18 protein-coding genes are annotated in these 21,000 nt (G+C 62.0%); 6 read left to right on the forward strand and 12 right to left on the reverse strand.

Annotated elements, in window-relative coordinates:
- The 4 genes from ACE026_RS15820 to ACE026_RS15835 form a co-directional block, all read left to right on the forward strand.
- The coding region (locus ACE026_RS15820; RefSeq protein WP_486039802.1) for a hypothetical protein at positions 1–776 on the forward strand (776 nt) is incomplete at its 5' end.
- A gap of 82 nt (positions 777–858) precedes the next feature.
- Positions 859–1,869 (forward strand): UDP-glucose 4-epimerase GalE, encoded by a 1,011-nt coding sequence (gene galE / locus ACE026_RS15825; RefSeq protein WP_486038374.1) that lies wholly within the window; start codon positions 859–861, stop codon positions 1,867–1,869.
- A gap of 7 nt (positions 1,870–1,876) precedes the next feature.
- Positions 1,877–2,614 carry a glycosyltransferase gene (locus tag ACE026_RS15830; protein ID WP_486038373.1) on the forward strand — a complete coding sequence of 246 codons (738 nt, stop codon included), beginning with the start codon at positions 1,877–1,879 and terminating at the stop codon, positions 2,612–2,614.
- Complete coding sequence (locus tag ACE026_RS15835; protein WP_486039803.1) at positions 2,611–4,068, forward strand: glycosyltransferase family 4 protein; 1,458 nt, start codon at positions 2,611–2,613, stop codon at positions 4,066–4,068. The genes ACE026_RS15830 and ACE026_RS15835 overlap by 4 nt, the downstream gene beginning before the upstream one ends.
- A 66-nt stretch (positions 4,069–4,134) precedes the next feature.
- Here ACE026_RS15835 and ACE026_RS15840 read toward each other — a convergent pair whose 3' ends face one another.
- From ACE026_RS15840 to ACE026_RS15885, 10 genes are all read right to left on the reverse strand, one after another.
- Positions 4,135–5,004 (reverse strand): class I SAM-dependent methyltransferase, encoded by an 870-nt coding sequence (locus tag ACE026_RS15840; RefSeq protein ID WP_486039804.1) that lies wholly within the window; start codon positions 5,002–5,004, stop codon positions 4,135–4,137.
- 230 nt (positions 5,005–5,234) lie between these two features.
- The gene (locus tag ACE026_RS15845; protein ID WP_486039805.1) at positions 5,235–7,160 is read right to left on the reverse strand and encodes a hypothetical protein; all 1,926 of its coding nucleotides are present in this window, start codon (positions 7,158–7,160) and stop codon (positions 5,235–5,237) included.
- Complete coding sequence (locus ACE026_RS15850; RefSeq protein ID WP_486039807.1) at positions 7,160–9,295, reverse strand: glycosyltransferase; 2,136 nt, start codon at positions 9,293–9,295, stop codon at positions 7,160–7,162. The genes ACE026_RS15845 and ACE026_RS15850 overlap by 1 nt, the downstream gene beginning before the upstream one ends.
- Positions 9,292–10,620 carry an ABC transporter ATP-binding protein gene (locus tag ACE026_RS15855; protein WP_486039809.1) on the reverse strand — a complete coding sequence of 443 codons (1,329 nt, stop codon included), beginning with the start codon at positions 10,618–10,620 and terminating at the stop codon, positions 9,292–9,294. Before ACE026_RS15855 ends, ACE026_RS15850 begins: the two co-directional genes overlap by 4 nt.
- Positions 10,610–11,440 carry an ABC transporter permease gene (locus ACE026_RS15860; RefSeq protein WP_486039810.1) on the reverse strand — a complete coding sequence of 277 codons (831 nt, stop codon included), beginning with the start codon at positions 11,438–11,440 and terminating at the stop codon, positions 10,610–10,612. Before ACE026_RS15860 ends, ACE026_RS15855 begins: the two co-directional genes overlap by 11 nt.
- 79 nt (positions 11,441–11,519) lie before the next feature.
- Positions 11,520–12,701 carry a cystathionine gamma-synthase gene (locus ACE026_RS15865; protein ID WP_486039811.1) on the reverse strand — a complete coding sequence of 394 codons (1,182 nt, stop codon included), beginning with the start codon at positions 12,699–12,701 and terminating at the stop codon, positions 11,520–11,522.
- Between the two features lie 119 nt (positions 12,702–12,820).
- Positions 12,821–14,191 (reverse strand): pyridoxal-phosphate dependent enzyme, encoded by a 1,371-nt coding sequence (locus ACE026_RS15870; RefSeq protein ID WP_102788976.1) that lies wholly within the window; start codon positions 14,189–14,191, stop codon positions 12,821–12,823.
- A 150-nt stretch (positions 14,192–14,341) separates the two neighbouring features.
- Positions 14,342–14,560, reverse strand: a complete 219-nt coding sequence (locus ACE026_RS15875; protein WP_019182593.1) for an HP1242/YdcH family protein — start codon at positions 14,558–14,560, stop codon at positions 14,342–14,344.
- 364 nt (positions 14,561–14,924) lie between these two features.
- A complete protein-coding gene (locus ACE026_RS15880; RefSeq protein ID WP_486039856.1) occupies positions 14,925–15,806 on the reverse strand; it encodes a hypothetical protein in 882 nt (293 codons plus the stop codon).
- 14 nt (positions 15,807–15,820) lie between these two features.
- Positions 15,821–16,204, reverse strand: coding sequence for a DUF4398 domain-containing protein (locus ACE026_RS15885; RefSeq protein WP_486039812.1), 384 nt, complete (start codon positions 16,202–16,204; stop codon positions 15,821–15,823).
- A 98-nt stretch (positions 16,205–16,302) separates the two neighbouring features.
- Between ACE026_RS15885 and ACE026_RS15890 the strand changes: the two genes are divergently transcribed.
- Entirely contained in the window at positions 16,303–17,430 is a 1,128-nt protein-coding gene (locus ACE026_RS15890; RefSeq protein WP_486039813.1) for a PilT/PilU family type 4a pilus ATPase, read from the forward strand.
- Between the two features lie 69 nt (positions 17,431–17,499).
- Here ACE026_RS15890 and maiA read toward each other — a convergent pair whose 3' ends face one another.
- Together maiA and ACE026_RS15900 are read right to left on the reverse strand one after the other, a co-directional pair.
- Positions 17,500–18,153 (reverse strand): maleylacetoacetate isomerase, encoded by a 654-nt coding sequence (gene maiA / locus ACE026_RS15895; protein WP_486039814.1) that lies wholly within the window; start codon positions 18,151–18,153, stop codon positions 17,500–17,502.
- A gap of 20 nt (positions 18,154–18,173) precedes the next feature.
- Positions 18,174–19,163, reverse strand: a complete 990-nt coding sequence (locus ACE026_RS15900; protein ID WP_486039815.1) for a fumarylacetoacetate hydrolase family protein — start codon at positions 19,161–19,163, stop codon at positions 18,174–18,176.
- Between the two features lie 388 nt (positions 19,164–19,551).
- On the opposite strand from ACE026_RS15900, the gene ACE026_RS15905 reads away from it, so the two are divergent.
- Positions 19,552–20,952, forward strand: a complete 1,401-nt coding sequence (locus ACE026_RS15905; RefSeq protein ID WP_259261745.1) for a DEAD/DEAH box helicase — start codon at positions 19,552–19,554, stop codon at positions 20,950–20,952.
- Positions 20,953–21,000: the final 48 nt, after the last annotated feature.

Consider the following 21,000-nt stretch of genomic DNA (forward strand, 5'->3'; position numbering starts at 1 on the left):
AGCTAATGCTGGCCGCCTTCGGCATCTCCTCCAACCAGCGCACAGCGCTGGTTGCATCGGACATGCTGATCCAACGTGGCCACGAGCTGGCAGGCCTCCTGCCAACACTGTGGGCGAAGTCCGAGACCGTCGCATCCTGGCCAGCCAAGGCCCTCGCAATGGTCGCGTTTCTCGTCCTGTTGATCTCCAATCGGTTTGGTCAGAAGCGCTATACGTGGCTGGCGCTGCTCACCTTCTTCGCCACCACAGCAGCCGCGCTCATTCCGGTAACAGCGTCCGGAGTATGGTGGCCCATGCCGCGCACGTTGATCGCCGTGCCCTTCGCCTTGGCCGCAGCCATTGCCGTGCTGATTCCAACCGCATCGCTCCGGTTTTCCTGGCCAGGGATGCTGCTCGTTGCAAGCGGGTGCATCTTCGCAGCGCACAGCCAGTCAATCCTGTTCAACCAGCAGCGCCTCAATCGCTGGGACCAGATGCAAGCCCGTGATATCAGCCAACTGGCTGCCGTCCGGTTTCCTGAAGTCGCATCGAAGCTGGCAATCGTCGGTCCGACGTGGGCGCATGACGTAGCACAGACGATCACCCAGGGCGACCTGAACGTCTCGGCACTTGCCACGTCGTGGGCGGTGGATCCACTCTTTGACGAGGCGACAGGACGTGACCAGAAGGTACGTATCGCACCTGAGTTCAGTGAACTCTGTGCATCCTCTCCAAAGTATCCCGATCCAGCGTCCCTGCATCGGGAGAAGGACGAAGTTGTCGTCTGCATGCACTAACCCTGATCCGTTAGCTGCCTGAAAGCCAAACCCGGCTTCCCGCCGATTCAACAAGTTCAGCATCCCTGATAGGTAATTCAAGATGAGAGTATTGGTCACCGGCGGAGCCGGCTTCATCGGTTCACACACCAGTGTGGAACTGCTGACAAGTCACCATGACGTGGTCATCTTGGACAATCTCGTCAACAGCCATGCGGACGTGCTTGCAAGTATCAGCACAATCGCTGGAAGGTCCCCCGTCTTCATTGAGGGGGATGTCCGTGACCAGGCTCTGCTCGAGCAGATTCTTAGTGAGCACAGCATAGAAGCGGTGATTCACTTCGCTGCACTGAAGGCCGTCGGCGAGTCCTGGCAGCGCCCTCTTGATTACTTCGAAAACAACGTTTCCGGGACTATCACCCTCCTTCAGGCAATGCGTGCCACCGGGGTGAACAGATTTGTGTTCAGCTCTTCGGCCACCGTCTACGGCGAGCCGGAACACTGCCCAATCCCGGAATCTGCCGCTACGCGCACCACCAACCCCTACGGTCGAAGCAAGCTCATCTGCGAGCAGATGCTCAGCGACATCGCCGCGTCAACCCCTGGGTTCCGAGTCGCATCATTGCGATACTTCAATCCGGTGGGCGCGCATTCATCCGGACTGATCGGTGAATCCCCCAACGGCCTTCCCAACAACCTCATGCCATACATTGCGCAAGTGGCCAGCGGTCAGCGCGAGTTCTTGCAGGTATTCGGGAACGACTACCCGACACCCGACGGTACAGGGGTCAGGGACTACATCCATGTCGTCGACCTCGCGAACGCACATGTGAGGGCACTGGCGTATCTTGCACTCAATGAGGGCAGCATTGCGCTCAACCTGGGGACCGGCGAGGGACACAGTGTGCTGCAAGTGGTAGCCGCCTTTGAGCGCGCCAGTGGCCGCCAAGTATCTGTCCGCATCGTAGACCGCCGACCGGGGGATGCCGCCAGTTGCTTCGCAGACCCGGCGCTGGCAAATGAACTGCTGGGCTGGAAAGCCACGCTCAACTTGGACCAGATGTGTACAGATGCATGGCGTTGGCAGAACCGCGCCAACACCCACCCAGGATAAGGTGATCGTGACTGTCTTGCCGTACCCTGATGTCACCGCCCTCATCACTTTCCACCGTGAGGGGTTGCTGGCACACAAAAGCCTGCTCTCTTTGCAGCGCTGCCGTGCGGCAGCACAACAGGCGGGGATCTCCTTGGAGATCGTCGCTACCCTGGATCGGGGCGACCAGGAAACGACGCGTGTCATCACCGCCCATTCGGATGCCGGAGGTATCGACCGCTTGCTGCACCTGGAGTGCGGCGATCTTGGCCTATCACGCAACGAGGGAGTGCGCGCCGCGTCGGGGCAACGCATCCTGATCTGCGACGGTGATGATTATCTTTCCGCGGATTTCATCGTACGCTGCATTGAAGCCGCTTCCAGACAGGCACCGGATGTCATCCTGCACCCACAGCTAATCCTTACCTTCGAGGCGGAAACCAATATCTGGTGGCAGACAGGCAGCGATCAGCCGTCCTTCGATCCGGCATGCATGCTCGTTCTCAATCCTTGGAATGCCTGCAGTTTCGCCGCGCGAGACGTCTACCTTGCTACCCCGTACGCGGAGGCAAGACCGGGAGAGTCGGGCTTTGGGTTCGAAGATTGGCATTGGAATTGCGAGACGCTTGCGCTCGGCCATGCCCATCTGGTGGCGGCGCGCACGGTGCACTACGTCAGGAAGAAGGCGACCGGTTCGTTGAACAATGCCCATGCAAGTCAGGAGGCACTCATTCCACCCACATCTCTGTTCGATCTCCCACGATGAGTCCTCGAAACGCGCTGAAGCACTTCTATCACCTCCTGTATCGCCTGTTCCTGGCGAAACTTCCGGAGGCAACCCAGCGCTCGCTCATTGGCGGATTGCTGGTCGTCGCCCAGCGCATCCATCCCTCCGGCCGATGGCCAACCTCGCCTGACGTGCTTCTGGACCGTAGGAGGGTTCTTGCGCCGTCAAAGAACATGCGCACGCTGCCCGACTGGGCAGTGGAAGACCTTCAGGACTTGGCCCTTCGGGTCGATCCTCTGTTAAACAGGGAATCGGTGCTCGCACAGCAGCCAAATGCCTTCATGACACCTGTGCACTGGACCGGGCCCGGGCAAGCTTACGAGCGCATCCGGCGACGGATCGGAAATCGAAGATTTGACACGATCGTGCTGGTGCCGTGGCTCAAGCGTGGCGGTGCGGACCTAGGTGCCCTGCATCATGCCAAGGCCTGCGTGGAAGCGTTCGGTCAACGGACATTGGTGATCGCGACCGAGGACGGTGATTCTCCTTGGGCGAATCGTCTGGACGAAGCCACCCCTTTCATCGACATCGGTGCAGAGCTGCTACCCCTGAGTGTCACGCATGGCGAGCACGAAATCGTGCTGGCGCGTCTGCTCCTCCAGCTTGCGCCGACCCGCGTCCACATTATTAATTCGCGGACAGCTTGGCGCGTGGTCGAAAGGTACGGTAAGGCGATCAGGCAAAAGACACGTATTTTCGCTTCACTCTACTGCGACGAGTTCAGCGCGGATGGGCGGCGGGAGGGCTTGGCGCAGCAGTATCTGCCCACCTGCTGGCGCTGGCTGGACGCCGTAATCAGTGACAACAGCGCATCACCCGCAGAATGGCAGGCGACGATCGGAGTCGATCCTGCCCTGTTCAAGGTCGTGCATTTTCCTGCCCCAGCGGCATCGACGGCTGCTATTTACAAGGACCATTTGGGGAGCCAGCCTCGCCTGCTGTGGGCCAGCAGGCTGGAACGTCAGAAGCGACCAGACCTGCTGGTCGCGCTGGTCTCGGCCCTTCCCGAGTTCCATTGGGATATCCACGGCGCTGCGCTGACCAAAGACGATCCCTACCTCGCTGAACTCAGGACATCGAGCAACGTCAGTCTGCATGGAAGTTACGAGGATTTTGCCAGCATCGTGCGGCCCGACCACCTGGCTTACATATACACCAGCAGCTGGGACGGCCTACCCAACGTGCTGCTGGAAGCAGCGAGCGCCGGAGTACCCGTCGTGGCCCCCGACATCGGTGGCATCAGAGACCTTGTTCCGCGCCAGCAACTGGTACCGGCAGGCGCCGACGTCGATGATTACGCGGCGGCCATCCGAGGCCTGAATCAGCCTGGCAAACGCGATGCGTGGCAAACTGCACAACACGACAACTTGCGGGAGTTCACTTGGGAACGCTTCATTTCGATGCTCCGTAATATCCCAGGCTATGCTTCGTAATGTAGGCACACCGCCTGGGCCGGACACGAATCGTTCAGGCAGCGCCCATCGGCATTCCATCTTCGTCTACCCCAACTTCTTCGCTACCACCAGTCCGCTCCCGCCCACAGGGAAGCGGACGCCTCCCCTGATGAGTCCGCGTTCCACGGCCATTGCAGCCATGAACATCCGATTCAGCACGGCGGGCAACCGAAGCTCTGCGTTTGCGTCCTCCTCGGGCGCCTCCTTCCGCAGCCAGCGCGAAACGAACATCATCGGCAATAACAGGCTCACGAATGATGTTTCGAGCTCCACCCGGAAACCAGTCCGCTCCAGTTTCTCTTTCAGCTCACCCACGTGGTATCGACGTACATGGCAGGCATGCTCGTCGGTGCTGCTCCATAGCCATTGGTGTTGGGGCACAGTGAAGATTCCACCTCCTCCCGGAACGACCGCACGATGAATTTCACGTAGCACATCCTCGTCTTCCTCAATGTGCTCCAAGACATCGAACGCACCTATCACGTCGAACTCCCCCTGGTATGGAATCTGTCGGGCGTCCATCTGTAGCAGCTCAGCCGGTCCAATGCGTTGTGCAGCGAAAGGCAGGCCTGCGCTCAGTATCTCACTACCGGCAATCCGCGCATCCGGGTATGCTTTGGCTACGCCCTCCATGACGAAACCGGTGCCGCAGCCGATTTCGAGAAAGCTCTGCATGCTCGGAAAATGACGCTGGAGCGCCCAGACAAGCAGCTGATTGCGGGCCTGGAACCAGAAATTTCCTGTCTCCAAACCAGCGAGCTCCGCAAAGGCCTCCGGCCTTAAACCACTGGTGGCTATCGCCGACTCTGGTGCAAATGCAGGTAAACCATCAATGCGCAGAGGTGAAAATCCACAGGCCGGACAGAGCCAGTCTGGCGCGACGTGACTGGCGTGGCACTGTATGCATCGCTTCATGCCTCACTTCTCCGGATGTCGGGTGTGGAGCCCATTGTATTTACACGAAGGTGCGAACGCGCAAGTGCATCGGCCGGACGTAGCCTAGAATGCAGCTTAGGTGGTGCTTCTGGGGCGCTACGAGCAACGTTGGGTGCGGGGCACGCCTGCCCCTGACCACGTCCAGCGGCACCGTGTACGAGAATGCCCCGCGTGAGCGGGGCGTTCTATGCCTGTCCAGCAGGCCCACGCTATCGGCGCCTCATCCCTCTCAAGCGCTGCCCTGCCGCAGTCCGCAAAGAGGCAGGTATCGGCAGTTTGTGGCTCACGCGCCGCAGTGCCTCGAACATTCCCACTTCGCCCTTCAGATCGAAACGGCCTGTCCGCAGAAAGCGGGTAAGCGCACGGATCGGACGCGTCCAGCGCCACGATCGGCTGTGGACGACTTCTGACAACATGCTCGATGCCCTGTGTTCGTTCTCTGTCGCAAGCAGCATCACGGCATGATTATGTTCCGCCTCTTCCCGATACCGCCGCGCCTCAGCCCCAACCACGGTCAACTGGTCGCTACAGGCAATCAAACGCGACTCACTCAACTGCAGATAGCGCTCCAAGGGGTCGCGCCCGCCACCGGAGTTTGCCAAATATGTACCTAGCCGCTCACTGCTTTCGCGAGTCGCGCTCCATCCCAGCTCCGCTGCCTGCAACTGCTTGGTCAAAGCGTCACATTCATCGCCGATCGTATCCATCTTGGAGACCAGATCTTCAATGCGCCCGGCCAGGGCGCCTTCCCGACGCTCGGCAGCCTCGAACCTTTCCTCGATGCGTGCCAGAAGCTCCGCCGAACCGGCGCTTCGCTGTCGGTCTAGTTCGGCCTCCAATCGTTGCTTTTCGTCCTGCAGGCCGATCACCGACCTCCAGGTTTCATTCAAGCGCTCCTCGAGCCTGGGCTCACCTTTGAACTGGAACGTCCGGGGATCGCCAAGCACGGCCGGATCCCATTCGACGTTGTTGCTAACTGCGCCGATCCCAGCAATGGAGGCCTGCAATCTCGACGTCCACAGAGCGCGCTCAGTGAGGTTTTGACTATGATCCGGCAATGGCAATGTGTCGAGGAAACTCTGAAGGCCACCCTCTACCCCAAGCGACCTGCGCTTCTGGTCGTAATACTTGTTGCTGCCACGTAGCCAGCATGGAATGCCATTCAACTGCAGCCAGAGAGTGATGTGGTAAGAACATGCATAGCCGTACTGACCAATCACTTTCCGAACACGACCATCGGCACGCGCGCCATCCATGATGGAAGAGACGAGCATGACCGTATTGAGAGAGACGAACGGAAATCCGTGCTCCAATCGCTTGACAGTCTCGATCGAATCGACGACCTCCTCACGTGCATCCTGGAAAGCCTGAAACAGAGTCACATCGGCGTGGTCAGTTTTCTCAGCGAGCAGCTGCATATGCCCCATCAGCTCCTCAATGGCTTCCCCGTTGCCGGTATAGCCAGACGAATTCAAATGGACGAACAAGCCGCTATCACCGCGTTCCGGCACAATGATCTCGGAGAGCGCCTGTAAGGGCTCGACCGCATCATCAAACGAGAATTCCGCTTCAACGCCGAGCGTTTGGAGGGTCTCCAGCGAATCCCTGTCCCGCACGCCGAAAAGAAGCGGACTGAACTCCTCGACATGCCTGAGAACCCTGTCGGCGTAGCCCTTGGCAATCTGCTGCCCCGAAATGTAGTAGGCCGTCCCTGGCAGGCTGCGCAGAAAGAACTCGGCGACTCCAAGGACAAAGTCCCCCCACATCTCATTAAGGAAGCCACCACCGTAGAGCTGGATGCAGGACACATTACGCAGCGCAGCCAAGGGGGCCAGGCCGAGAAGGTCGGCTTGCTCGGACGTCAACGGCGCCGAAGAAACGAACATCAGTGCGTCAACACCGTACGACCTGCGTAGGGACGCAACGCTGACATGGCGGGAAATGGCATCCAGCGAAAGCACGGATACAGCAAGAAGAGAAGACCACTGCTGGATGCGTTTGATGCTCCCCATGTGCTGCAAAAGATCACCGAAGTTCCCGTACCCAAAGTCACTTCCGATCAAAATCGCTTTTGCATCATCGGCAGCGAGCGTGGCGGCGCTTTCGGCATCCGCATAGACAAACAGTTGCGACATCAGGTGTTCCTACCGCGTTCTTCATTTCCAAGGCAAAGCAGCTCACTAACGCTTCTCGCGAAAGCATCTGCACCATGTCGTGATTCCACCAGCCCTCTCGCACTTTCGGCGAGTTTCGCCCGATCAGCCCAGTTCTGATATAGCGAGCTGATCGCTGCAACATATCGATCAACGAGCAGGTCGTCATCCGATGCGTCGATAAGCTTGCCGGTAACGTCATTGATCACGACTTCACTGATTCCACCGACATCGGGCGCGACCACAGGCAGCCCCGCGCCGCACATCTCGAGCAGGATGTTGGGCAGCCCGTCAAAGGAGCTTGTATACAGGAAAGCATCGTACTCGGCGACCGGAAGGTCACTGGCCGAGCCGAATGCTCCCCGGTACGTCACCTTTCCGGGTGATCCCGAGAAGACCTTTCGTGCATCGACACCAGGGGCGGCGGCGCCATAGGCATCGATATGAACATCGACTCCTGCCGCCTGCAGCGCGGATGCAATCTTGGCCACGATCTCGGGACGTTTCTCCGGGGCGATCCTTGATGCCCAGAGAAGGCGCCTAGTTGGTCCCGGTTGCGGTCGTGTCGGCATCGGCGAACAATGCGATTTCGCGTAGAGCGTGTGGTATGTCGGCAATGGCCCCATGATGGCGCCATCCGCGTCAGCGATCGCCCTGCAGTCCGTCAGCACCTGCCAGAAACCAGGAAGATGACGACGCATCATGCTGATGCCCCACCCTCTTCGCAACGCGAGACCGCGCCAGCGATAGGTTTCATCACTGAAGCGATAGTAGATCGACCTGAAGTTCGCTGACAGGACTGGCGAGTAGGAATCCAGCATCCTGTGCGCGAACACCGACGGCTTGATGTGGAGACGAGCACGGGGCTCGGCAACAGCAAGCATGGCCCGGATCGTCATCGCATCCCGACCTGCGTCGTCCAGCGAGGGAAACGCGTTGAACACGTCGATAAATGCCGCGCCCCGGGGGAGCTTCTTGACCCATTCGTGGCGCTGTGCGGACTCTCCGGACAGCACCAGGAATCTGGCGCCATCTTCCTGTGCAGCAACCTCCTCAAGCACCTGCAGGATGTATTTCTCAGCGCCGCCTGGATTCAGCCATGGCACCCAAACGATATCGGTGAACTTCTCATCGCCAAGCATGCGATAGAAGCCCTCCAACTGCATTCCCCAATGCTGCTGGTTCCACGGCAAGGGGCTGTAACTGCCCGCCGTCTCCAGCCTGTGCGGCTCGATCTCAGGCTCAAGCCGAACCGCATCCCGCAAGAAACCCTGCATCCTCCCGGATCGCATGAAGCGCTCTGTATTGTTCTCAGCTGCGATTGCGGCGCGCGTCCTGAGGAATCCAGCCCAGTCGCCAGCGCGTCTTCGGCACTCCTGCATATCGGCCAAGAACGTATCAACGTCGAATAGGCGACTATGCGGAATCATTCCAACCGAGGCGGCGTTCGCCTGCCGCAGCAGGCTGCCCGCACGCTGTCGGTAGAAAATGACAGTATCCGGTGCGACAACCATCTCGAAACCAAGTGCGCGAAGCTGGCTATTGTAGTGCCAGTCTTCATACGCAAAGCCAGTGGTTACCCGAAGATCATCGTACTTGAGTAGTTCGAATACTTGCCTGCGCACGAAAATGCGCGATACATATGGGTGCTGAAGGGCGAAATCTCCCGCCGTCAGATATTTGGAATCCACATACCGGCAGTTATGGTACTGCTCTCCGAAAGCGCACAGGTACTCCATGAACACCGCGACCCTAATGTCCGCAAAGCGCTTCGCCGTCTCCAGCAGCACAACAATGGCATTCGACGACACCAGGTCATCGGCATCAGACGTCCAGACATACTCACCCGTCGCGCGCGCGATCCCGGCATTCCTTGCCAAACCCAGGGAGCCGACATCCACCTCGACCTCTTCGACACGGCAGAATGATCGCAAGTCGTGCTCACGAAAGGAGGCACGGGTCGCATCGTCGGAGCGGTCGAACACCGCAATTAGCTCTACGACGAGTCCAGCAGCCCTTGCTACTTGGGCACATTGCTCCAGCGAATGGATGGTGGGAGTCAGAAACAATGCCTCCCGATGCATGTTCAGTACAACGCTGACGTCAATGTCGGTCATTGGCATGTAACTCGAAAGGGCATCTTGAATTTGAACCACATGGGTCGATCGGCGTCAGCGAGGACGTCGAACACCGCAGCCAGTTCATCCGCATAAATGGTCAGGTTGTCGCTGCGATCCCACTTACTGACCTGATTGATGCGCAGGGCGATGGAATATGACTGCCCACCCCTGAGCTGGTTCGGGGCCGAGAAATGCACGCGCACTTTCTGTCCAGCCACGACATCGATGCCCTTGCGATACGTATTGAAAATGCTTTCACCAGTCAGGTCCTGCCCAAACTGGTCCTTGATGAGGATGCCCACACTGACGTTCTTCAAGCTTTTGAAAAAGCGGATATCTACGGCCAGAACAAGATCATCGGCCTGTTCAATCTTGTTGGAGGCCACTCCTTGGGAATCCAGCACCGTAACGGACTCCACCTTCAGAACCGCGCCGTGGTCGCTCTCTTCCGAACAGGTGCCGTGGCCGTCATCCCGCTCGCAGGCAACCTGCCCTTCCATAGAATCATCAGCAAGCGAGTCATGGCGCCCATCCGCCTCACCCACGTCTACCTCGTTCGCTTCCAAAATAATCTTGTTATGCGCCACGAATACATCGTTCATGTAAGCATTCGTCACCTCGGTGACGTTGCCCTGCATTTTCAAACGACCGGAATCGATCCAGATGGCGTGATCACAGAGCGCACGCACCGCGTCGATCGAATGGCTCACGAACAAAACGGTACAGCCGCCCTCCATCAGCTTGCGCATGCGTGCCATGCTCTTATGCTGGAACCAGGCGTCGCCAACGCTCAACGCCTCATCGACAATCAAAATATCGGGATCCACATGGATCGCGACCGAGAAGGCCAGTCGCGCGAACATGCCACTTGAGTAGGTCTTGACCGGCTGGTCTACATGATCACCGATGTCGGCGAAGGCGATGATTTTGTCAAGCTTCCCATCAATCTCGGACCGGGTGAGACCGAGCAGTTGGGCATTCATGTAGATGTTCTCGATGCCAGTGAACTCCGGGTTGAAACCCGACCCCAGCTCAAGCAGGGCCGATACCCGTCCGGCGACGCGCGCCTCGCCCGACGATGCGGCCAGCGTGCCACAGATGATCTGCAGCAATGTTGATTTACCCGCGCCATTCTTGCCCAGAATGCCGTACACCTTCCCCTTGGGAATGGAGAAAGAAACGTCGCGCAGCGCCCAGAATTCACGATAGTAGCTGCGCCCTGTGCGCCCGAGGAGCATCTGCATCAGGCGATCGCGGGGCTTGTCATAGATCTGATAGCACTTGCTGAGGCTTTCGATCTCGATTGCGTTCTCAGATGACATCAGCGAAGCCCCTCTTAGTCTTCTGGAACCAGGCGAATCCGAGCGAAGCGATCACCAATGAGAGGCAAAGCATCTTGGCCCAGGTGAACCAGTGCATGTCGCCATGAAAAATCAGAAGCTCTCTCGATTGCTCGATGAAGTAAGTAAGTGGATTCCAATGCAGGTACGGGCGGAAGGTCTCTGGCATCGCAGCGACGGGGAAGAATACCGGCGATGTGAACATCAACGCCGTGGTGACCACCACAATTACCTGCCCCACGTCGCGTAGATAGACCCCCAGCGAGGCCAGGAACCATGAAAGCCCCAGGCACATGACCAGCATAGGGGCAATAACCACCGGCAGCCACAGCGCACTGGGCGAAGGAACCCCAAAGAGAACCAGATAGAACAGCAACCAGACCAGCACGCTGATCGCAAAATGGAACAGGGCGGCGCCCAGCGAAACAACTGGAAGTATCTCCAGCGGGAAGATCACCTTCTTCACGTAGTTAGCGTTGGAAAGCACCAACGACGGAGCACGGTTAATGCATTCGGAGAACAAACCGAAGATCATCATCCCGACAAACAGAACCACCGCGAACTCGGTTTTTGACCCCGTACCGCCTGCCCAGCGCGCGCGGAAGACAACGCTGAAGACGAACGTATAGACCACCAGCATCAGTACCGGGGTGAAGAAAGACCAGAGCAACCCCATCACCGAGCCACGGTAGCGCCCCACTACTTCTCGCTTGATCATCTCGAAAATGAGGTTTCGGTACTGAGCGATTGAGCGAATCGCAGCGAGAGGCGACAAACTGGATGCTTGATTTGAGTTGAACATTATCTGGATAGCCTAATTCTCGAACCGGGTTACCCGGTAGCAACGGCGGGATTCAAGGACAACGTCGGCACGCAGCTTCTCAGCCCAACGCCCGCTCCAAATCCACCTGCAGATCCCCCAACTCCTCAACCCCCACACTCAGCCTTACCAGCGCATCGCTGATGCCCAGCTTCTCGCGGCGTTCCACCGGGATCGAAGCATGCGTCATCACCGCGGGATGATTCACCAGGCTTTCCACCCCACCCAGCGACTCAGCCAGGGTGAACAGTTCGGTCTTCTCGCAGAAACGCTTGGCCGCCTCGTAACCGCCCTTGAGGACGATCGAGACGATGCCGCCGTAGCCATTCATCTGGCGCGTTGCCAGCTCGTGCTGCGGGTGCGAGGTCAGGCCGGGGTAAATGACCTTCTCGACGGCCGGGTGCTTTTCCAGCCACTGGGCCAGGGCCAGCGCATTGGCGCAGTGCGCCTTCATGCGCAGCGGCAGGGTCTTCAGGCCGCGCAGGGCCAGGAAACTGTCGAACGGCCCCTGCACGGCGCCGATGGAGTTCTGCAGGAACGCCATCTGCTCGGCCAGTTCGGCGTTGTCGCCAACCACGACCATGCCGCCGACCATGTCCGAGTGCCCGTTGAGGTACTTGGTGGCCGAGTGCAGGACCAGGTCCGCGCCCTGCTCCAGCGGGCGCTGCAGCATCGGCGAGGCGAAGGTGTTGTCCACCACCACCAGCAGCTTGTGGCGCTTGGCGATCGCAGCGACGGCCGCGATGTCCACGATCTTCAGCATCGGGTTGGTCGGGGTCTCGATCCAGACCATCTTGGTGTGCGGGGTGATCGAGGCTTCGAACGCAGCCAGGTCGGTCAGGTCGACGAAGCTGAACTGCAGGCCGGCGGTGCGCTTACGCACGCGCTCGAACAGGCGGAAGGTGCCGCCGTAGATGTCGTCCATCGCCACCACGTGGCTGCCGGCATCCAGCAGTTCCATCACCGTGGAGCTGGCGGCCATGCCCGAGGCGAACGCGTAACCGCGGCTGCCGCCTTCCAGGGAGGCCACGCACCGCTCGTAGGCGAAGCGGGTGGGGTTGTGGGTACGCGAGTACTCGAAGCCCTGGTGCTCGCCGGGGCTGGACTGGGCGTAGGTGGAGGTCGCGTAGATCGGCGGCATCACTGCGCCGGTGCTCGGGTCCGGCGATTGGCCGCCGTGGATGGCCAGGGTAGCCAGGGCGAGCGAGCGGTCGCCGTGCCCGGAGGAAGCGTGATCGGACATGTTGTTTCCCAGCAAGAGGAGCCCCCATGGGGGCCCCCGCAAAAGGAGCGGAAGTCTATCAGCGGTGGCTTAATCGGCCGTTGACGCGGATAAACATGGGTTCATTGCGACACTACGGCTTACTGTACCCGGCGGCGCAGGTAGTTCAGCAGGTCGATGCGGGTGATCAGGCCGAGGAAGTTGGCGCCATCCATGACGATGGCGACCTGGCCACGGTCGAACACCGGCAGCAGGGCCTCGATGGGGGATTTCACGTCCAGGCGGTCCAGCTTGCTGACCATCGCGGTGGCGACCGGGTCGCGGAAGCGGGCTTCGTCGCCGTAGACATGCAGCAGGACGTCGCTTTCATCCACGATGCCGACCAGCTGGTCGCCGTCCATCACCGGCAGCTGCGACACGTCATACAGCTTCATGCGCTGGTAGGCGGTGGTCAGCAGGTCGTTCGGGCCGATCACCACGGTGTCACGCTGGCCGTACGGGCGCAGGATCAGGTCGCGCAGGTCGCCGGACTGCGGGCGCTCCAGGAAGCCGTTGTCCAGCATCCAGTAGTCGTTGTACATCTTGGAGAGGTACTTGTTGCCGGTGTCGCAGACCAGCACCAGCACCTTCTTCGGGGTGGTCTGCTCTTTGCAGTACTTCAGCGCCGCGGCCAGCAGGGTGCCGGTGGACGAGCCGCCGAGGATGCCTTCCTTGCCCAGCAGCTCGCGCGCGGTATGGAAGCTCTCGGCATCGCTGATCGCGTAGGCCTTGGTGACGCGGCTGAAATCGGCGATCGAGGGCAGGAAGTCCTCGCCGATGCCTTCCACCAGCCAGCTGCCCGACTTGTCGTTGAGCACGCCGTCATTGATGTACTCGGCCAGGATCGAGCCGACCGGGTCGGCCAGGACCAGCTCGGTCTTCGGCGAGAGGGTGGAGAAGGCGCGCGACAGGCCGGTCATGGTGCCGGAGCTGCCACAGCCGAACACGATCGCGTCCAGGTCGCCGTCCATCTGCGCCAAAATTTCCGGGCCGGTGCCGAATTCGTGGGCGGCCGGGTTGTCCGGGTTGCCGAACTGGTTGATGAAGTACGCGCCGGGGGTTTCCTCGGCCACGCGCTTGGCCATGTCCTGGTAGTACTCCGGGTGGCCCTTGGCCACGTCCGAACGGGTCAGGCGCACTTCAGCGCCCATGGCCTTGAGGTTGAAGATCTTCTCGCGACTCATCTTGTCCGGCACGACCAGGATCAGCTTGTAGCCCTTCTGCTGGGCGACCAGCGCCAGGCCCAGGCCGGTGTTGCCGGCGGTACCCTCGACCAGGGTCGCGCCCGGCTTGAGGTCGCCACGCTGCTCGGCGGCTTCGATCATCGACAAGCCGATGCGGTCCTTGATCGATCCTCCGGGATTGGCACTCTCGAGCTTCAGGTAAAGCTCGCAGACACCGGTATCCAGGCGCTGGGCCTTGACGATCGGGGTCTGGCCAATGAGTTCGAGTACGGAGGAGTGGATTGCCATCGGTTCACATCGATTCGCGCCGCAATGCGGCCGGACCGGTGATTATCCGACGGTTGGCGGCGAAAGTCAGGTTGCCGCGTTCATCAAGCGGCGCGGACGGCACCGGTCGACGAGGTGACCGGAACCGCCCGCGACGTAGGGGTAAAGGCGTCAGTGCACGGGGGAGGCGTACATCCGTTCCAGTTTCTGCTTGGCCAGCAGCTTTTCGCGCTTCATCTGTCCCAGGGTGAGGCTGTCTATCGGAAGCACACCCAGCTCGGCATCCATGCACTTCTTGTTCAACTTCTGGTGCCGTTCGTAGAGCGCCTTGAATTCGGGATCCTGCTTGCGCCGTGCGTCGATATCGCTCTGGGGCTGACCTTCAAACATGATGAACCTCCTATCGCTTCTGCAGAAACAAGAACGCCCCGGCCTGACGGCACGGGGCGCTGCTTGGGGCGGAGTGCCGGGCAACCCTGACCTGCGAACCCGCAGCGGCGGCCAGTAGAGACTGGACCTCGGACTGCTGTGATTCGTGGCGCTGGTGCATTGCCGGCCCTCCTATCGTCCGGGCCGCGGAAGGCGACCCGGACAACTGACCCTACGCTTGCTTCGGGGCCGGTTCAACCCTTTCAAACGATATCGTCGACCGCGCCTAAGCGGGGTTCAGGCTGAACGCGCAGAACAACGAAAATTAAACAAAAACAAGGATTTGCGTCACACCCCGCGGTCATGACGCAGCACCGGTCAGGCATCAGGGCGCGATGATGACCTCGGCCGAGCGCGCCTTGGTCGCGGCGGCCTTCTTGCCGCTGACCTGCAGCCGGCTGGCACTGACACCCGCCGCCACGAGCGCATCGCGCAGGGCCTCGGCGCGCTGCTGGCCGACACCGGCCGCGGCGTCGTACGCCTCGATCCGGACCCTGCCCTTCTTGCCGATGTTCAGATACTCGGCCAAAGCCTTGGCCTGGCCCTTGGCACCGCCGGACAGGCTGCCCTTGCCGGCCGCGAAAGCATCGCCGTTGAAGGTGAACACTTCGCCGCGGCTGTCGAACTTGGAGCCCGGCAGCTTGCTGCCCGCCACCAGCTCGGCTTCCTCACGGGCCAGCTTGGCCGCGTTCTGCTGGGCCGCGCTCAGTCGCGCGGTCTGCTTGCCGGCCACGCTGGTCAGCGCGGTCTCGGCGTCCTGGCGGGCCAGGGCTTCCTGCTCGGCCGCCTGGCGCAGGCGCTCGCTTTCCTCGGCCTGGATCTGGGCCTGCACGCGCAGGCGCTCGGCTTCCTGGCGGGCACGCTGGGCATCGCGGCGGCTGGCTTCGATGAGCAGCTCGCTGCGGGTGCGTTCAAGCTGATCGACCTCACGCTGGGCCAGCGCGGCGCGAACGCTGGTCTCGGCGATCTCGACCCGGCGCTCGGCCAGGTAACGGGCCTGGTCCTGGTCGCGGCGCTTGGCCTTGGCCAGATCGGCCACGGCCTGCTGGGCCTGCAGGCGCTCGAAGGCGGCCAGCTGGGCCGCATCCGGGTTGGCCTGGATCGCCATCAGGCGCTGGGTCAGCTGGGCCACGGCCGGGTCATCGGCGGCCTGGACCATCAGCGGCAGGTTCAGGCTGGCGGCCAGCAGCAGGCAGGGCATGCGCATCTTGGTGGACATCATCAGCGGTCTTCCCCGGTGGCGAGCTGGCGCTGCAGCTGGCTGACTTCATTGCGGCGCAGCTGCAGCTGGGCGGTGGCGGTGGCTTCTTCGCTGCGGGCGCGGGCCAGGTCGGCATCGACCGTGGCGCGAACGGCCAGTATCGGCGCGTTCTTGCGCTCGCGGCGGTCGCCAGCGGCGCGCTGGGCCTGCTCCAGGCCTTGGCGGGCCACGGCGATCAGGTCCGGGGCGTACTGGTCGGCATCGGCCTGGGTGGCCTTGTCGACCGCCTGCTGGGCCTGCATCAGCTCCAGGGCACCATCCTGCGCTTGTGCGGCACCAGAGAGCGCTAATGCGCACACCGTCACATACAGGGCCCGTCGTATTTGTGCGAAGCTAGGTTTCATTGGGGGTGCCGTCGCCAGAAGTTGTGTGCACGGCCATTGTCGGAAGCCTGCGGTGCGCTTGCAATGGCAAGCCGCTGATTGTTGGGGAAACATTTCGCATGGATATCGGCTATTTCCTGAAGCTGATGACCGAAAAGAACGCGTCGGACATGTTCTTGACGACCGGAGCACCGGTATACATCAAGATCGAGGGGAAACTCTATCCGCTGGGCAATACCGGGCTGCCGCCCGGGATGGTCAAGAAGATCGCCTACTCGTTGATGGATGAAGGCCAGGCCCCGCAGTTCGAGCGCGAGCTCGAGCTCAACATGGCCATTGCCCTGCCCGATGCCGGGCGCTTCCGCGTCAACGTGTTCAAGCAGCGCGGCGAGGTCGGCATGGTGATCCGTGCGATCCGCAGCAAGATCCCCAGCATCGAAGAGCTCAACCTGCCGCAGGTGCTCAAGGACGTCATCATGACCCCGCGCGGGCTGGTGCTGGTGGTCGGCTCGACCGGCTCGGGCAAGTCCACCTCGCTGGCCTCGATGATCGACCACCGCAACAGCACCACGACCGGGCACATCCTCACCATCGAGGACCCGATCGAGTACCTGCACAAGCACAAGATGTCGATCGTGAACCAGCGCGAGGTCGGGCTGGACACGCACACCTTCCACGACGCGTTGAAGAACGCGATGCGTGAAGCACCCGATGTGATCCTGATCGGCGAAATCCTGGATGCGGAAACCATGGAAGCGGCGATCGCCTTCGCCGAAACCGGGCACCTGTGCCTGGCCACCCTGCACTCCAACAACGCCGACCAGACCATCGAGCGCATCCTCAATTTCTTCCCTGAGAGCGCGCACCGCAACGTGCTGATGAACCTCTCGCTGAACCTGCGCGCGGTGGTCTCCCAGCGCCTGGTCAAAGGCAAGGACGGGCGTCGCTTGCCGGCCACCGAGGTGCTGATCAACACGCCGATGATCCGCGACCTGCTGCGCCGCGGCCAGGTGCACGAGATCAAGGCCGCGATGGAAGCCTCGCTGGAAGAAGGCATGGAGAGCTTCGACCAGTGCCTGTTCCGGATGGCCAAGAACGGCATCATCGAGCAGGAGGAAGCGCTGCGCGCAGCCGATTCGCGCGATGGCCTGGCGCTGAAGTTCCGGCTGTCCGAGGGCGGCAACGAGCACGATCCGTACGCGGATTACTCAGCCAGCTCGGCAACGGCGATCACGCACGGGTTCTGACGGTGTAGGGCCCCCCCCGTGGTGGGGGCAATTGACACGGCGCATCGACCAACGGTCGATGCCTACCCGTCAGCCTGCGTCGATCTGGTTTTCCGGCCGCGCCGCATCGAAGGCCGGCAGCGCCAGGCACGCCGCCTCGATCCGCTGCAGGGTCGGGTACGGCGCCAGCGCCAGGCCGAAGCGGTGCGCGTTGTACAGCTGCGGCACCAGGCAGGCATCGGCCAAGCCAGGCTGCTCGCCATGGCAGAACGTGCCCGTCGCCGCATGATCGGCCAGCAGCGTTTCCATCGCCGCCAACCCCTCCGCCATCCAGTGCAGCGTCCACTGCGTGCGCGCCTCGGCGCTCGCCTGCATCGTGCGCTCCAGATACTGCATCACCCGCAGGTTGTTCAGCGGGTGGATGTCGCAGGCCACCAATTGGGCCAGCGCACGCACGCGCGCCCTGCCCTCGGCATCGCCAGGCAGCAACGGCGTGGCCGGGAAGACCTCGTCGAGGTACTCCAGGATCGCCATCGACTGCTGCAGCACCCGCTCACCATGGCGCAGCGTCGGCACCAGTTCCTGCGGGTTGAGCGCGGCATAGGCCGCGCTGTGCTGCTCACCGCCCTCGCGGACCAGGTGCACCGGGGTGATCCGGTGCGGCAGGCCCTTGAGGTTCAGCCCGATACGCACGCGGTAGGCCGCGCTGGACCGCCAGTAACTGAAGAGCTCGATCGGTTCCATGACGGTCTCCGCCGCGGCAATCAGGGCTTGGCCGCCTGCTCGATGCGCTGCTCGATCGCACCGAAGATGCTTTCGCCGGCCGCGTCGAACATCTCGATCCGCACCACATCGCCGAAGGACATGAAGGGCGTGCTCGGCTTGCCGTCGCGCAGGGTTTCCACGGTGCGCTGTTCGGCGAAGCACGAGGCGCCCTTGCTGGTGTCTTCGTTGGCGATGGTGCCCGAGCCGACGATCGCACCCGCGCCGAGCGGGCGGGTCTTGGCCGCGTGCGCGACCAGCTGGGCGAAGTTGAACTGCATGTCCACGCCTGCTTCCGGCGCGCCGAACCAGGTGCCATTGATGTGCGTGACCAGCGGCAGGTGGACCTTGCTGTCCTGCCAGGCCTCGCCCAGCTCATCCGGGGTGACGAAGACCGGCGACAGCGCCGAGCGCGGCTTGGACTGCAGGAAGCCGAAGCCCTTGGCCAGTTCGCCCGGGATCAGGTTGCGCAGCGAGACATCGTTGACCAGGCCGATCAGCTGGATATGGCCAGCGGCCTGCTCCGGGGTCACCGCCATCGGCACGTCGTCGGTGATCACCACCAGTTCGGCTTCCAGATCGATGCCGTATTCCTCGCTGACCACCTTGACCGCATCGCGCGGGCCGTAAAAGCCGGCGCTGGTGGCCTGGTACATCAGCGGATCGGTGTAGAAGCTTTCCGGCACCTCGGCGCCACGGGCGCGGCGCACACGGGCCACGTGCGGCAGGTAGGCGCTGCCGTCGACGAACTCATAGGAACGCGGCAGCGGGGCGGCCAGCGCCTGCAGGTCGATATCGAACACGCCGTCGGCGTCGCCGTCGTTCAGCGATTCGTACAGGGCGTTCAGGCGCGGCGCCAGGTGGGTCCAGTCTTCCAGCGCCTGCTGCAGGGTCGCCGCGATGCCGGTGGCGCGCACGCCCTGGCGCAGATCGCGCGAGACCACGATCAGGGTGCCGTCACGGCCGCCTTCCTTCAAAGAACCAAGCTTCATGGGTGGGTATCCGGGATCGCGAAAATAGGTTTCAAGTGTAATCAAATGGTTGGCGGGCCTACCAGCTGCACCGCCGCATCGCCTTACCGTAACCCCTCCCAAACTGAACAGGGGGATTTGGTATGGGTCTCAAACATCCGTTAGACTATCCGGGTCTGCAGCGGCCGTCCGTTTCCCTTCGGGATCGCCGGCGATATGGATCAAACGATCCGTCGCCCGCCCCCACTCCGACGCCATTCGTCATGCATTCCAGTCTGCGCACCGCGTCGACTGCACCCAATTCTCGCAGCGCGGTTTACGGGAACGCTCCGAGTCAGCCGATCACATTGATCTGCCTCGCGTCCGGCCATTCGGCCTGGCGTTACTTTGTCTTTGGAGCTTCCACCCGATGTCTTTTGAATCCTTGGGCCTTGCCCCGTTCCTGCTGCGCGCGTTGGCCGAGCAGGGCTACGAAACCCCCACCCCGATCCAGGAACAGGCCATCCCGCTCGCCCTGGAAGGCCGCGACCTGCTGGCCGGCGCACAGACCGGTACCGGCAAGACCGCCGCGTTCGGCCTGCCGCTGCTGCAGCACCTGGGCACCAACCCGCAGGCCGTTGATGGCCCGCGCCGCCCGCGTGCACTGGTGCTGACCCCGACCCGCGAGCTGGCCACCCAGGTGCATGACAGCCTGCGCGGCTACAGCAAGTACCTGCGCATCCCGAGCGCCTGCATCTACGGCGGCGTCGGCATGGGCAACCAGTTCGACGTGCTGCGCCGTGGCGTGGATCTGCTGGTCGCCTGCCCCGGCCGCCTGATCGATCACATCGAGCGCCGCAGCGTCGACCTCTCCGGCATCGAAATCCTGGTGCTGGACGAAGCCGACCGCATGCTCGACATGGGCTTCCTGCCGTCGATCAAGAAGATCCTCGCCAAGTTGCCGCGCCAGAACCGCCAGACCCTGCTGTTCTCGGCGACCTTCGAAGAGAGCATCAAGCAGCTGGCCCTGGAGTTCATGCGCAACCCGGAGCAGATCCAGGTCACGCCGAAGAACACCGTTGCCGAGAACATCAGCCACCGCGTGCACCCGGTCGATGGCCCGCGCAAGCGCGAGCTGCTGCTGCATCTTCTGGCCCAGGACAGCCGTGAGCAGACCCTGGTGTTCGGCCGTACCAAGCACGGCTGCGACAAGCTGGCCATGTTCCTGGACAAGTCCGGCATCAAGACCGCGGCGATCCACGGCAACAAGAGCCAGGGCCAGCGCCTGCGTGCGCTGGGCGACTTCAAGGCCGGCCGCGTGACTGTGCTGGTCGCCACCGACATCGCCGCGCGCGGCATCGACATCAACGAGCTGCCGAAGGTCATCAACTATGACCTGCCGATGGTGGCCGAGGATTACGTGCACCGCATCGGCCGTACCGGCCGTAACGGCTCGACCGGCCAGGCGATCTCGCTGGTGGCGCAGGACGAAGCCAAGCTGCTGCGCCAGATCGTGCGCCTGCTCGACAAGGACATGGACATCCGCGACGTGCCGGGCTTCGAGCCGCAGACCCCGATCCGCTGGGGCAACAGCGCGCCGGGCAAGGCCGAACTGCCGGGTGGCGATCGTTCGCCGCGCAAGCATGCACGTCGCCCGCACGCCGAGGCCCCGCGCCACGCCCATGCCGGCCCGAAGAAGGCCGGCGGCGGTCAGCGTGATGGCGCCGGCCGCGGTGCACCGCGCGGTGGCCAGCCGCAGGGCCAGCGCCGTGGCGGTGGCAATACCGGCGGCGGTCGCAGCCAGGGCGGCGGTGGCGGTCGCGCCAGCTGATTCCTTCGGGCATCGCTGAAACGCAAAAAGGGCGACGCATCTGCGTCG

The sequence above is a fragment of the Stenotrophomonas sp. AGC87 genome (assembly GCF_057333975.1).